Source organism: Isoptericola sp. Y581 (assembly GCF_059445475.1).
In genome coordinates, this window is record NZ_JCAIUK010000006.1 from 186,155 (window position 1) to 200,040 (window position 13,886).

The 13,886-nt window shown below is 74.4% G+C and carries 9 protein-coding genes; 7 read left to right on the forward strand and 2 right to left on the reverse strand.

Features of this window, described 5'->3' with window-relative positions; all coding sequences use genetic code 11:
* Positions 1-38 precede the first annotated feature (38 nt).
* Both AC1C2W_RS13055 and AC1C2W_RS13060 read left to right on the forward strand, forming a co-directional pair.
* Positions 39-935, forward strand: coding sequence for an inositol monophosphatase family protein (locus AC1C2W_RS13055; protein ID WP_495413298.1), 897 nt, complete (start codon positions 39-41; stop codon positions 933-935).
* Between the two features lie 76 nt (positions 936-1,011).
* Positions 1,012-2,109 carry a fatty acid desaturase family protein gene (locus AC1C2W_RS13060; protein ID WP_495389653.1) on the forward strand — a complete coding sequence of 366 codons (1,098 nt, stop codon included), beginning with the start codon at positions 1,012-1,014 and terminating at the stop codon, positions 2,107-2,109.
* Here the strand turns inward: AC1C2W_RS13060 and AC1C2W_RS13065 are convergent.
* Positions 2,103-2,705 (reverse strand): thymidine kinase, encoded by a 603-nt coding sequence (locus AC1C2W_RS13065; protein ID WP_495413299.1) that lies wholly within the window; start codon positions 2,703-2,705, stop codon positions 2,103-2,105. The genes AC1C2W_RS13060 and AC1C2W_RS13065 overlap by 7 nt on opposite strands.
* A 34-nt stretch (positions 2,706-2,739) precedes the next feature.
* On the opposite strand from AC1C2W_RS13065, the gene AC1C2W_RS13070 reads away from it, so the two are divergent.
* Positions 2,740-3,411 (forward strand): alpha/beta fold hydrolase, encoded by a 672-nt coding sequence (locus AC1C2W_RS13070; protein ID WP_495413300.1) that lies wholly within the window; start codon positions 2,740-2,742, stop codon positions 3,409-3,411.
* A gap of 120 nt (positions 3,412-3,531) precedes the next feature.
* Here the strand turns inward: AC1C2W_RS13070 and AC1C2W_RS13075 are convergent, their stop codons facing one another.
* Positions 3,532-7,236 carry an Rne/Rng family ribonuclease gene (locus tag AC1C2W_RS13075; RefSeq protein WP_495413301.1) on the reverse strand — a complete coding sequence of 1,235 codons (3,705 nt, stop codon included), beginning with the start codon at positions 7,234-7,236 and terminating at the stop codon, positions 3,532-3,534.
* A 449-nt stretch (positions 7,237-7,685) separates the two neighbouring features.
* On the opposite strand from AC1C2W_RS13075, the gene AC1C2W_RS13080 reads away from it, so the two are divergent.
* The 4 genes from AC1C2W_RS13080 to cydC are packed head-to-tail and all read left to right on the forward strand — an operon-like array spanning position 7,686 to position 13,806.
* Positions 7,686-9,188 (forward strand): cytochrome ubiquinol oxidase subunit I, encoded by a 1,503-nt coding sequence (locus AC1C2W_RS13080; RefSeq protein WP_495389657.1) that lies wholly within the window; start codon positions 7,686-7,688, stop codon positions 9,186-9,188.
* Positions 9,189-9,216: 28 nt separating this feature from the next.
* Positions 9,217-10,266 (forward strand): cytochrome d ubiquinol oxidase subunit II, encoded by a 1,050-nt coding sequence (gene cydB / locus AC1C2W_RS13085; RefSeq protein WP_495413302.1) that lies wholly within the window; start codon positions 9,217-9,219, stop codon positions 10,264-10,266.
* Between the two features lie 19 nt (positions 10,267-10,285).
* Positions 10,286-12,070: a thiol reductant ABC exporter subunit CydD gene (cydD, locus tag AC1C2W_RS13090; protein ID WP_495413303.1), complete on the forward strand. Its 1,785-nt coding sequence runs from the start codon at positions 10,286-10,288 to the stop codon at positions 12,068-12,070.
* The gene (gene cydC, locus AC1C2W_RS13095; protein WP_495413304.1) at positions 12,067-13,806 is read left to right on the forward strand and encodes a thiol reductant ABC exporter subunit CydC; all 1,740 of its coding nucleotides are present in this window, start codon (positions 12,067-12,069) and stop codon (positions 13,804-13,806) included. The genes cydD and cydC overlap by 4 nt, the downstream gene beginning before the upstream one ends.
* Positions 13,807-13,886 lie beyond the last annotated feature (80 nt).

Here is a 13,886-nt window from a genome sequence, read left to right on the forward strand (position 1 = left end):
CGCACCGTGCCTCCCGGCGTCGTGCCAGGATGCCGACCGTGACGAGACACCGGCGCGAGATCCCGAACGTCGAGACCCCCGACGCCGAGGTCGCGGTGAGCGCGGCGCTGGCCGGCGCGGCCGTCGTCCGTGCCGCGTTCCGGCGGCCCGTGACGCGGTATGCCAAGGGCGCGCAGGACTTCGCCACCGACACGGACCTCGCGGCCGAGCGCGCGATCCGCGCGGTCCTCGACGCGGCGCGGCCTGGCGACGCGATCATCGGCGAGGAGCTCGGCTCGTCCGCCGGGGACTCCGGGCGGGACTCCGGGCGGCGCTGGTACGTGGATCCGCTGTGCGGCACGCTCAACTTCGCCGCCGGCGTCCCGTCGTTCGGCGTCAACGTGGCGCTCACCGAGCGCGCCGGGTCCGGCACCGACGACAGCGTCGATGGTGAGGAGCGTGTCGTCGCGGCGGCGGTCATCGACCCGCTGACCGGCGAGGTGCTCTGGACGGACGGGACGCGGGCCGGGCGTCAGGGCCCGGGCAGCGCCACGGACGGTGCCTTCGACGTCGAGCTCGTCCCCTCGGCGGACAGCAGGATGCTCAACGTCGACATCGACAACGAAGGCGGGTGCGCGGCACTCGTCGCCGACGACGAGGCGCGGGCCTCGTTCGCGGTCCGGGTCGCGTCCACGTCCCTCGCGCTCGCATGGGTCGCGACGGGGCGCCAGGCCGCGTACGTGACGGGCGCCGACGCCGCCGGCAGCGTGCACTTCCTGCCGGGCGTCGCGCTCTGCGAGGCCGCCGGCTGCCTCGTCACCGACCTCGACGGCGGCCCGGTACGCGGCGGGCGCGGGATCCTCGCCGCGGCGGACGACGCGACGTCGGAACGCCTGCTCGCGCGGATCCGTGCGCTCGGGGGACAGCCCCCTTGCCCGGAACCTACGGCCCCGTAGGCTGGAAACATCCGCACGACCGAGCGACCGCTCATCACATCGGCTGGGAAGTCGACTCGACCATTGCGAGGCCCGCATGACCTCAGCCACGGCCGTCGAAGACTCTGCGCCTGCCGACCGGCTCGCCCGAGCACCGCACACGAGCTCCTACAGCGCGCTGTCGCGCACCGTCCGGGAGGCCGGGCTGCTGCGCCGGGCGTACGGGTACTACCTCGGCGTCGGCATCGCGCTCGCTGTCGCGCTGGGCGGGGCCGTGACCGGGTTCGTCCTGCTGGGCGACTCGTGGTTCCAGCTGATCATCGCGGCCGCCCTCGGCGTGATCCTCACGCAGCTGGCCTACGTGACGCACGAGACCGCGCACCGCCAGGTCTTCGCCTCCGGGCCCGCCAACGACCGGGTCGGGCGGTTCCTCGCCAACGCCGTGGTCGGGATCAGCTACTCGTGGTGGATGAACAAGCACAACCGCCACCACGCGAACCCCAACCACGTGGGCAAGGATCCGGACGTGGCGCCCGGCGTCATCTCCTTCACCGAGGAGGCCGCACGGGAGCACAGCGGGTTCCTCGGCGCCCTCACGCGCCGGCAGGGGTGGCTGTTCTTCCCGCTCCTGACGCTCGAGGGACTCAACCTGCACGTCACGTCCGTGCGCTCGTTGCTGTCGGGGCCGCCCGAGGACCGCGCCGCCCGGCGGCGTGAGCTGGTGACCATCCTGGTGCGTCTGACCATCTACACCGCGGTGATCTTCTGGTGGCTGCCGCTCGGCCTGGGCTTCGCGTTCCTCGGGGTGCAGCTCGCCGTGTTCGGCGTCTACATGGGCGCGACCTTCGCGCCCAACCACAAGGGCATGGCGATGATCCCCGAGGGCAGCCGGATCGACTTCCTGTCGAAGCAGGTGATCACGTCCCGCAACATCCGGGGCGGCGCCTGGATGAGCGTGCTCATGGGCGGCCTCAACCTCCAGATCGAGCACCACCTCTTCCCGAGCATGCCGCGCCCCCACCTGGCGCGCGCCCGGCTGATCGTCCGCGAGCACTGCACGAACCTCGGCATGCCCTACACGGAGACGACGATGCTGGGCTCCTACGTGATCGTCGTGCGCTACCTCAACCGTGTCGGCCTGGCCGCCCGCGACCCGTTCGACTGCCCGGCGCGCCAGTCCATGCGCGGCTACTGACGGGTCGCCGGCTCCTCGGGTCCCCGGTGCCGTCGGCAGCGCGCCTCGTACGACTCCGTGCCGCCCACGTGGCCGGCCACGGGCGTCAGGGCGTCGTCCGGCTCGCCGCCCTCGCGCCGACGGACGTGGAAGGCCGCGTCGCGCCCGCAGACCGCGCACACCGCCGTCAGCTTGGTGACCGACTCGGCGACGGCCATGAGCCCCGGCACGGGTGCGAAGGGGCGCCCGTCGAACGTCACCGCGAGGCCGGCGACCACCACCACCAGCCCGGCATCGGCCAGCGACACCGCGACGTCGACCAGCGGGTCGCCGAAGAACTGCGCCTCGTCGATCGCGACCAGCTCCGTGCCCGCGTCGTCGGCCACCAGCCCGGGGATCTCGGCCGCCGAGCGCACGGTGCGGGACGCCACCTCGAGGCCGGAGTGGGACGCGACCCGACCGGGTCCGCTGCGCGTGTCGAGCTCGTGCGCGACGACGAGGACGCCGCGGCGCGCGACCTGCGCCCGGTGCACGCGGCGCACGAGCTCCTCCGTCTTGCCGGCGAACATCGGGCCGGCGATCACCTCGAGCCGCCCCTGCCGTCCGTCGTCGTCCATGGACGCCAGTCAAGCACCGGCTAGCCTGGTCGGCGTGACCGAAGCCACACAGACCGTCATGTTCCTGCACGCGCTGGGCTCCGGCCCGTCCTCATGGGACTCCCAGCTGACGTCCCCTCCCCCGGGGTTCGCCGGGTTCGCCCCGCCGATCGCGGGGATCGAGGGCGCGGAGCGGGTCCCGTTCACCTTCGACGCCGCGGTACGAGGGCTCGTCGACGACCTCGATACGCGCGGCCTGGACCGCGTGCACGTCTGCGGCCTGTCGCTCGGCGCGATGACGGCCACCCAGCTCGCGCTCGACCACCCCGACCGGGTGGCGTCGCTCGTCCTGTCCGGCAGCCAGGTGCAGCCGAACCGCACGCTCATGGCGGTGCAGCGCGCGGCCGTCCGGATGCTGCCGCCCGGCGTCCCGCCGCGCATGGGCCTGACCAAGGGCGACTGGCTCGCCGTGCTGCGCTCCCTGGCCGGCATCGACACCGTCGGGCGGCTCGGCGAGATCCGCATGCCGACGCTCGTCCTGTGCGGCTCCCGGGACCGGGCGAACCTGCCCGCGGCGCGACGGCTGGCGGCGGGGGTCCGCGGCTCCGAGCTGCAGGTGGTCCCCGGCGTCGGGCACCTGTGGAACGCCCAGCGGCCGGAGCTCTTCTCCGCCACGATCGGCGACTTCTACCGGCGCATCCCGGAGGACGACCCCGCCCGCCGATGACACCGGGCCGGTGACACCCCGCACGTGACAGGGCGGGCGCCCGACCAGGTTCGGTCGGGCGCCCGCCCTCGCCGGTTCGGCCGGCGTCACTGTGGTCTGCCCCGTCGCCAGGGCCGCCGGTCAGCTGTCGGTCAGTCCCTGCTCCGCAGCCTCGCCAGCACCCGGCTCAGGAACCGACGCGGTTCCGGCTCCTTTGTGCGCTACGGGCTCGTCACCCCGCTCGGGCAGCTCGATGACCGAGTCCGGCGAGACCCGAGCGGGCTGCTCGGGCGCGGCCCCAGCCGGGACGGCAACGGCGTCGTACCCGCCGTCCTGGCCGTCCTCACGACCGACCTCCTGACCGACCTCCTGGCCGGCGTCCTGGTCGCCGTCCTGGTCGCCGTCCTTCTGGTCGTGCTCGTGCGCGTGCGCCGCGGCCGCGGCGATCGTCGCCAGCGTGGCCTTGACCGCCTCACGCGCCTCGGACCGGTCCTCGGGGAGGGTCGGCACCTCCACGTGCTCCACGGCCGCGGGCTCGGCCTGCTTGCCACCACGCTTGCGACGCGAGCGCTTCGGCCCCTCGGCCGGCTCGGTGTCGCCGTGCTGGTGGGCTCCACCCTTCTCGATCGGCTCGCTGTGCACGATGAAACCGCGGCCCTTGCAGTGCTCGCAGGTCTCGGAGAACGCCTCGACCAGGCCCTGGCCCACGCGCTTGCGGGTCATCTGCACAAGTCCGAGCGACGTCACCTCCGCCACCTGGTGCTTGGTGCGGTCGCGGCCCAGGCACTCGACCAGGCGGCGCAGCACGAGGTCGCGGTTCGACTCGAGCACCATGTCGATGAAGTCGATGACGACGATGCCGCCGATGTCGCGCAGCCGCAGCTGGCGCACGATCTCCTCGGCGGCCTCGAGGTTGTTGCGGGTGACCGTCTCCTCGAGGGTGCCGCCCGCGCCGGTGAACTTGCCGGTGTTGACGTCGATGACCGTCATCGCTTCGGTGCGGTCGATGACCAGCGAGCCGCCCGAGGGCAGCCAGACCTTGCGGTCCATGCCCTTGGCGAGCTGCTCGTCGACGCGGTGCACGGCGAACACATCGGTGTTATCGGTCCACTTCGTCACGCGCTCGCGCAGGTCCGGGGCAAGCTCGTCGACGTACTGCGAGATCTCGTCCCACGCCCCGCCCTGGATCTGCAGGGACGTGAAGTCGTCGTTGAAGATGTCGCGCACCACGCGGATCGCGAGGTCGGGCTCGCCCTGCAGCAGCGCCGGGGCGCTGGCGGAGGCGGACTTCTTCTCGATCGAGGCCCACTGCGCCTCGAGCCGCTCGACGTCGGCGCGCAGCTCGGTCTCGCTCGCCCCTTCCGCGGCGGTGCGCACGATGACGCCCGCGCCCTCGGGCACGACGTCGCGCAGGATCTTCTTGAGCCGGCTGCGCTCGGTGTCGGGCAGCTTGCGGCTGATCCCGGTCATGCCGCCCCCGGGCACGAACACGAGGTACCGGCCGGCGAGCGTCACCTGCGAGGTGAGGCGCGCGCCCTTGTGCCCGATCGGGTCCTTCGTGACCTGCACGAGCACCGGGTCGCCGGACTTCAGCGCCTCCTCGATGCGGCGCGGCTGGCCCTCGAGGCCGGCGGCGTCCCAGTTCACCTCGCCGGCGTAGAGGACGGCGTTGCGCCCCTTGCCGACGTCGACGAACGCCGCCTCCATGCTGGGCAGCACGTTCTGCACTCGGCCGAGGTAGACGTTGCCCACCATCGACGCCTGCGACTGCTGCGAGACGTAGTGCTCCACGAGCACGCCGTCCTCGAGCACCGCGATCTGGGTGCGCCCGTCCCGCTCGCGCACCACCATCGACCGGGTGACGGACTCGCGGCGGGCGAGGAACTCCGACTCCGTGATGATCTGCCGGCGACGGCCCGCGTCGCGGCCCTCGCGCCGCCGCTGCCGCTTGGCCTCCAGCCGCGTCGACCCCTTCAGCGCCGTGACCTCGTCACGGTCGCGCGTGCGCGCCACCGTGGCCTCGGCGCGCTCCGCACGGGTACCGCGGCGACGCCGACGACGGCGGCGGCCCGATGCGGAGTCGCCACCCTCGTCCTCGGACTCGTCGGCCCGGTCGTCGCCCTGCTCGTCCGACGGCTCGTCCGAGGGCTCGTCCGACGGCTCGTCGTCCTCGCCGGCAGCCTCGGGCGCGGGCTCGTCGAAGCCCTCGTCGCCCGGCTCCGACTCGCCGTCGCCGCGGCGGCCACCACGGCGACCCCGGCCGCCACGGCGCCGACGCCGGCGCGGGCGGATCTCGTCGCCCTCCGCGTCCTCGTCGTCCAGGTCCTCCGGGCCCAGGTCGACGAGCTCGACGCCCTCGGCCACGAGCTCGGACTCGATGACCCCGACCTCGTCGACCGCGGCCACCTCGTCCTCGCTGAGCTCGAGGTCGGCGAGAGTCGCGTCCGCCGCGGACTCAGCGGCAGCCTCGATGGCGATCGCTTCGACAACGGCCTCGTCGACAACGGCCTCAGCGGCCGGTGCCTCGGCGGCGGGTGCCTCGGCGCCGCGCGTCTCGTCGGACCGAGTGGCGGCCGGCGCGGCCTTCGACGCGGTCCTGGTGGACCGCCTGGACCGGGGAGCCTTGCTCGGGGCCTCCCCGGCGGTCTTCGCCGACCCGCTCTGACGCTCCGGCGTTCCTTCGGCCTGCTCGGCCGCCGCCGGCACCGGCGCGTGTTCGGGTGCCGGCTCGGGTGTCGCGAACGAGGGCGTCTCGTGCGGGCGTGGCGGGCCCGCCGGCGCCTGGGCGCGGCGCGAGCGGCGCCCGGAGAGGTCCGGCGCCTGGAACAGGACCGCCGTCGTCGCCAGCCGCGGGATCGCCGACCCGCCACCCCGGGCGGCCGGGGAACGCGGCGCGGTCTGCTCAGCCGTCTCGGTGGCGTCCGTCGCGGGCTCGGCCGCGGTGGTCCGGCGGCCCTTCGGTGCGGTGCTCGTCGCGGCGCTCGTCGCCGCGCCCGTCTCGGTGACCGGTACGTCCGGGGAGGCGGCGGACTTGCGCGCGCCGCCCTTCGCGGCGGCCTTCTTCGCGGGGGCCTTCTTCGCCGCGCCCTTCGCGGGGACGGTCGGCTCCTCGCCAGCCTGGTTGGCGTCGGACGCGACCGGCTCGGTGCCGACCGGCTCGGCGGTGGTCGCCTCGGTGGTGGTCGGCCCGGTGGTGGTCGGTTCGGTTTCGGTGGCGGTCGCCTCGGCCGGCTCCGCGACCCGGCGCGACCGGGTGGTCGCCGCGCGCTTGCGGCCCTTCGGGGCGGCCGCCGGCTGCTCGGGCTCCGCGTCCGGGGCGACCTCCGGGGTCGCGGCCGCGGGCGTCTCGGGAGCCGAGGTCGCCGTCTCGGTGCGCTGCGCGCCCGTGGTGCGGGTTGCCCGGCGCCGCGTGCGCGCGGGCTTCTGCGGTGCCGTGTCCGCGGCGTCGTCGGCGCGGCCACCGGGGCCATGGGGCAGCACGATGTCGGAGAGCGACGCGGCGACGGCGGGGGCGTCGTCAGGGGCGGAGGACCGCTCCGGCAGGACGATGTCGGCGCGAGGCGCAGCCGCCGGGGCACCGCCGGTGGCGGCCGGCTCGGCCGGCGCCCGCGTGGGCACCGCTTCCGGGGCCACAGCCTCGGGAGCAGCTGCCTCAGGGGTCGCCGCCTCGGCCTTTGCCTCAGGGGTCGCCGCCTCGGCCTTTGCCTCAGGGGTCGCCGCCTCGGCCTTCGGGGCGGCGGCCGCGCGGGTGGCGCGGCGACGGACGGGCTTGCGCGGCGGCTGTGCGGCGGTCGAGGCCTCGACCTGCTCGCGGGATCCTGCGTCGGTCGGGGTGTCGGACGTCACGAAAGGCGCTCCAGCTCCGGCGGCCCCGCCCCCACACGTGCGGGCCACCGGTGGTCGTCATCGGACGGCGGCGCTGCTCAGCGCACCGGCCGACGGAAGTCTCGGTTCCGGCTGCAGCATCGCGTTCTTCGCGGACGCCCGCCACCGGGCCTCATCACGCCCGGCTGCGGCATCGCGTGCGGATCGCGAGTACTGCGAACTCGTGAGCCACCCGGGGATGTGGGCCCCGACGGCCTCGGACCAGTATCGCATCCCGCGCTCCCCGCCGCGTGACCAACCGCCCGCTCGGCACGCCGCGCCCGGATCACGTTTGACTTGTGAATGCCTTCACGACCAAGATCGTGAAGGTCTTCACGAGCATGGTCCGTGAGGCATGGCCCCCGGTCGTGCACCCGCAGGACGGCGGACCTACCGTCAGAAGACGAATCGCACGAGTTTCAGGAGATCCCGTGGATGCCCTCGCGCTGGCTCGCTGGCAGTTCGCCATCACCACCGTCTACCACTTCATCTTCGTCCCGCTGACCATCGGGCTCGCTCCCCTGGTCGCGGCGATGCAGACGGCCTGGGTCGTGACGAAGAAGGAACGGTGGCTGCGGCTGACCAAGTTCTTCGGGAAGCTCATGCTCATCAACTTCGCGCTCGGCGTGGTCACCGGCATCTGGCAGGAGTTCCAGTTCGGGATGGCGTGGAGCGAGTACTCCCGCTTCGTCGGCGACGTCTTCGGCGCGCCGCTCGCGATGGAGGCCTTGGCCGCGTTCTTCGTGGAGTCCGTGTTCCTCGGGCTGTGGATCTTCGGCTGGGACCGCGTGTCCAAGAAGGTGCATCTCACCGCCATCTGGCTGTTCGCCCTGGCCACCAACCTCTCGGCCTTCTTCATCCTCGCGGCCAACTCCTGGATGCAGCACCCCGTCGGGACGATCTACAACCCCGAGACCGGGCGCGCCGAGATGGAGTCCATCGGGGCGGTCCTGTCCAACAACACGCTGTGGGCCGCCTTCCCGCACACCATCTCCGCCGCCTTCCTCACGGCCGGCACCTTCGTGTGCGGCATCGGCGCCTGGTGGATGGTGCGCCTGGCCCGCACGAAGAAGCTCGAGAACATCGAGAGAGCCCGCACCGTCTACCGCCCGGCCGTGGTCCTCGGTGCGTGGGTCATGATCGTCGCCGGCGCCGGCGTGATCTGGTCCGGCGACGTGCAGGGCAAGCTCATGTTCGAGCAGCAGCCGGGCAAGATGGCCTCCGCCGAGGCCCTGTGCGAGGGGGAGGAGGCCGCGTCGTTCTCCATCCTGTCCATCGGCAACCTCAACGAAGGCTGCGAGGGCGTGCGGCACATCCTCACGATCCCCTACGTCGCGAGCTATCTCGGCACCGGCCACTTCACCGGCCCCGAGTCCTTCCTGCCCGGCGTCTACGACGTGCAGGAGGAGTACACCGAGCGCTACGGCGACACGACCGTGAACGGCGATCCGGTCACCTACACCCCGCCGCTCGCCGTCACCTACTGGTCGTTCCGCCTGATGATCGGCTTCGCGGCCTTCTCCGCGGCGCTCGCCCTCGTGGCGCTGTGGCTCACGAGGAAGGGCAGGGTGAGCGACAACGTCTGGCTGAGCAGGCTCGGCATCCTCGCCATCCCCACGCCGTTCATCGCCTGCTCGTTCGGCTGGATCTTCACGGAGGTGGGCCGGCAACCGTGGGTCGTGGCGCCCAACCCGACCGGCATCGACCAGGTGCGGATGCTCACCGACCGCGGCGTGTCCACCGCCGTCCCACCCGGCGTGATCCTCACCTCGATGATCGTGCTCACCGTCATCTACGCCGTGCTCGCGGTGGTCTGGTACCGCCTCATGCACCGGTACACCATCGAGGGCGTGCCGGACTCGGTGCGCGACGAGTCGCCCGAGGCGAACACCGACGACGACGACGCCGACCGCCCGCTGTCCTTCGCGTACTGACCGCCCGAGAACGAGACTGGAGACTCCCGTGGACCTCGCGATCCTGTGGTTCGTGATCATCGCCGTCCTGTGGACCGGCTTCCTCGTGCTCGAGGGCTTCGACTTCGGCGTCGGCATGCTGCTGTCGATCCTGCCGCGCGGCGACAAGGTGCGGCGCGACAAGGAGCGCCGTGTCCTGATCAACACCATCGGCCCCGTCTGGGACGGCAACGAGGTGTGGCTCATCACCGCCGGCGGCGCCACCTTCGCGGCCTTCCCGGAGTGGTACGCCACCATGTTCTCCGGCTTCTACCTGCCGCTGCTGATCATCCTCGTCGGGCTCGTGGCCCGCGGCGTGGCCATCGAGTACCGCGGCAAGATCGCCGACGCCCGGTGGGCGCGCCGCTGCGACCTCGCGATCCAGTTCGGGTCGTGGATCCCCGCCGTCATGTGGGGCGTTGCGTTCGGCAACCTCGTACGCGGCCTGCTGCTCGACGCCGACTTCCAGTACCTGGGCGGGTTCTGGGCGCTGCTCAACCCGTTCGCGATCGTGGGCGGCCTCACCACGCTCGTCCTCTTCCTCCTGCACGGCAGCGTCTTCGTGGCCCTCAAGACCGACGGTGACATCCGCGAGCGGGCGAGCCGGCTCGCGTCCGGCCTGGCGGTCGCCGCCGTGGTCGTGGCGGGCGGCTGGGCAATCTGGGCGCAGGTCGCGTTCTCGGTGGCCTGGACGTGGGTGCCCGTGGCCGTCGCCGCCCTCTCGCTGATCGGGGTCGTCGTCGCGACGCGGGCCCGCCGGGAGGGGGTGGCGTTCACACTCTCGGCCGTGGCCATCGCGAGCGCCGTCGTGCTGATCTTCGGCTCCATGTACCCGGACGTCATCCCGGCCGTCGACGGCGGGGTGTCGCTCACGGTGGCGGAGGCGGCCTCGACCCCGTACACGCTGACCGTGATGTCGTGGGTGGCCCTGGTCCTCACGCCGCTGGTCATCGCCTACCAGGCGTGGACGTACTGGGTCTTCCGACGGCGGCTGTCCACCAAGGACATCCCCGCGCCGGGCGGGTTGTCGTGGCAGAAGATCAAGGACGCGGCGTTCTGAGCGGTATACATACACCACGATGAAACCCCTCGACCCGCGGCTGCTGCAGCGCGCCCGCGCCGCCCGGTGGTACGTCGCCCTGACCGCGGGTCTCGGCGTGGCGGCCGCCGGCGTGATCGTCGTCCAGGCGTTCGCCATCGCGCACACGCTCGGGCCCGCGGTGACGGCCGGCAGCGCCGGCGCGCCGCTCGCCCTGTCCGACGTCGCGCCGTGGCTGGGCGTGCTCGTCGCGGCGCTCGTCGTGCGGGCCGCCATCGCGTGGGCGCAGGAGCGCTATGCGCAGCGGGCCGCGGCGCAGGTCGTCGCCGAGCTGCGCGGGCAGGTCGTGGCGCACACCGTGGCCCTCGGCCCGCGCGGCGCGCCCGGCGACGACGCCCCGGGAGCCGCGGCCACGGCCACCCTCGCGACGCGCGGGCTGGACGACCTGGGGCCGTACCTCGTGCGGTACCTGCCGCAGCTCCTGCTCACCGCGATCCTCACCCCCGCGCTCGTGCTGGTGGTGCTCGGGCTGGACTGGGTCTCGGCGGTGATCTGCGTCGTGACGCTGCCCCTGGTGCCGCTGTTCATGTGGCTCGTCGGGGTCATGACGGCGGGGACGTCGGAGCGGCGGCTGCGCACCATCTCCCGGCTCGGGGCCCAGGTGCTCGACCTGCTGGCGGGCCTGCCGACCCTGCGCGCCTTCGGCCGGGAGATCGGCCCGGGTGCCCGGGTACGGGCGCTGGGCGACGCCTCGCGGCGCGCCACGATGGGCACGCTGCGCGTCGCGTTCCTGTCGGGCATGGTGCTCGAGCTGCTCACCACGCTGTCGGTCGCGATCGTGGCCGTGGGCGTGGGCCTGCGGCTCGTCGAGGGCATGATCGCGCTGGTGCCGGCCATCGCCGTGCTGGTGCTCGCCCCCGAGGTGTACCTGCCGCTGCGCCGCGTCGGGGCGGAGTTCCACGCGTCGACCGACGGGCTCGCCGCCGCCGACCGCGCGTTCGCCGTCCTCGAGCAGCCGGTGCCCGCGGCCGGGACGCTCGCCGCGCCCCCGCTCGCGGGCGCCACCCTGGTGCTCGACGGCGTGAGCGTGCGGGCCGGCGACCGCGGCGTGTCCGCGCCGGCCGGGCTGACCGCGCGGGTGCCGCTCGGCACCGGGCTGCCCGGCGGCGGGCGCGTCGTCGCGCTGCGCGGGCCCAGCGGGGCCGGCAAGTCGACCACCGCGCTCGTGCTGCTCGGCCTGCTGCGGCCCGACGCCGGGCGGGTCCTGCTCGAGCCCCACGCTGCCGCGGCAGGCGGGACGGTCGACCGAACCGTCGACGGGGTGACCGATCTCGCCGACGTCGACCCCGCCACGTGGTGGCCCCAGATCACGTGGGTGCCGCAGCGACCGGCGCCGGCGCCCGGGCGGCTGCGCGACGTGGTGACCGACGGCCGCGCCGTCGGGAACGACGCGCTCGCCGCCGCGGCGCGGACGACCGGCCTGGACGCCGTCGTCGCGGAGCTGCCGCAGGGCTGGGACACGCCCGTCGGACTCGGCGGCACCGGGCTGAGCGTCGGGCAGCGGCAGCGGGTGGCGCTCGCCGCCGCGTTGCTCGACAGCGCGGAGCTCGACAGCGCGGAGCCCGGCACCGCTCCCCCGCCGCTCGTGCTGCTCGACGAGCCCACCGCCCATCTCGACGCGCGCGGCGAGCAGGTGGTCCTCGACACGGTGCGCGCGTGGCGCGACGCGGGCCGGACCGTCGTGGTCGTGGCCCACCGAGCGTCGCTGCTCACCCTCGCGGACCAGGTGGTCGACGTCGAGGCCGAGGAGGTGGCAGCCCGATGAGCGCCGGCACGAGCTCCCCTGACCCGCTGCGCCGGGTGATTCCCCTGCTCGAGGTGCGCTGGACCCGGGTCGCGCGCGCCGTGGCGCTGGGCACACTCGCGCTCGGCTTCGCCGTCGGGCTCTCGGCCACCGCAGCCTGGCTCATCGCCCGCGCGTCGCAGATGCCGCCGGTGCTGCAGCTCTCGGTCGCCGTCGTGGCGGTGCGCGCCTTCGGCACCGGCCGCGGGGTGCTGCGCTACCTCGAGCGGCTCGCGTCGCACGACGTGGCGTTGCGCGGCATGGCCGCCCTGCGCGCGAACCTCTACGACGAGATGGCGCGCGGCCCCGTGACCCGGCTGCTCGCGCTGCGCCGGGGAGACCTGCTGGCGCGCGTCGGCGCGGACGTCGACGCCGTCGGCGACGTCGTCGTGCGCGCGTTGATCCCCGCGGGGGTCGCGGCGTGCGTCGGCCTGGGCTCGGTGATCCTCGTCGGCGCGTTCCTGCCCGCCGCCGGCCTCGCGCTCCTCGGGTGCCTGCTGCTGACGGGCGTGCTCGCCCCGTGGCTCGCGGCGCGCTCGGCCGACTCCGTGGAGCGGCGGGGCGCGGCCGCGCGCGCGGAGGTGACGGCACGCTCGCTCGAGCTGCTCGAGGACGGGCAGCAGCTGCGCGTCGCGGGCCGGCTCGACGCGCGGCTCTCGGCGCTGCGCGACGCCGACGCCCGGCTCACCCGGAGCACGGACGACGGGGCCCGGATCTCCGGCACCTCGGCCGCGATCGACGCGGCGGCGCAGACCCTGGCCGTGCTCTGCTCGCTCCTGCTCGGCATCCCCGCCGTCGCCGCCGGGACGCTCGCCCCGGTCGAGCTGGCCGTCATCGTGCTCACGCCGCTCGCCGTCTTCGAGGCCACGACCACCCTGCCCGCCGCCGCCGTGCAGCTGCGGCGGTCGCGCGAGGCCGCCCGCCGGCTCGTCGCGCTGCTCCCCGCCGGCGCCGGCGCCCCGGCCTCGCCTCCGCCACCCCCGCCCGCGCTGCTGGCCCTCGACGACGTCGCCGCGGGCTGGGACGACCGCGTAGTCGTGGTCGGCGTCAGGCTGCGCCTGGACCCCGGGTCGGTGGTCGCCCTGGCCGGGCCGTCCGGCGTGGGTAAGACGACCCTGCTGCTCACGGCCGCGGGCCTGCTGCCTCCGGTCGCCGGCACGGTGCGGCCTCCGGGGGAACACGCCGGCGACGCGCTGTTCGTCGCCGAGGACGGTCACCTGTTCGGCACCACCGTGCTGGAGAACCTGCGGGTGGCGCGGCCCGACGTCATGGAGGCCGAGGCGCACGACGCCCTGACGGCGGTCGGCCTCGACGGCTGGCTGGACGCCCTGCCCGACCGCCTGGACACGATGCTCGGTCCCGACGGGGCGGACGTCTCCGGCGGGGAGCGGCGGCGTCTCCTCGTCGCGCGCGCCCTGCTCGCCCCCGCGCGGGTGCTGCTCGTCGACGAGCCGGCCGAGCATCTCGACGCGACCACCGCCGACGCCCTGGTCGGGACGCTCGCGAGCCACGCCCGGGACACCGGGCGCGCCGTCGTGGTCGCGTCGCACCGCCTGACGCCCCTCGAGGTCGCCGACGAGGTGCTGCTGCTCGGCGCGCCCCCGGACGGCGGCCCGGCAGCCGTGGTCGCGCGCGGCCCGCACCGCGACCTGCTCCGCGACGACCCGGGCTACGCCTGGGCGGCCGACCAGGAGCGCGCGGCCGGCGACGCCCGCTGAGCGCAGCTCGGTACCGGGGTGCTGCTGTGGGTGGGTCTGCCGCTCGCGTCGGCATGCGGCGGCTGCTGCGGGTCGAGATC

Excerpts from the sequence above, each read along its gene's own strand:
- cydC (WP_495413304.1), top strand. The coding sequence starts at position 12,067 with ATGAGCGCCGGCACGAGCTCCCCTGACCCGCTGCGCCGGGTGATTCCC.
- AC1C2W_RS13060 (WP_495389653.1), top strand. The coding sequence starts at position 1,012 with ATGACCTCAGCCACGGCCGTCGAAGACTCTGCGCCTGCCGACCGGCTC.
- AC1C2W_RS13065 (WP_495413299.1), bottom strand. The coding sequence starts at position 2,705 with ATGGACGACGACGGACGGCAGGGGCGGCTCGAGGTGATCGCCGGCCCG.
- cydD (WP_495413303.1), top strand. The coding sequence starts at position 10,286 with ATGAAACCCCTCGACCCGCGGCTGCTGCAGCGCGCCCGCGCCGCCCGG.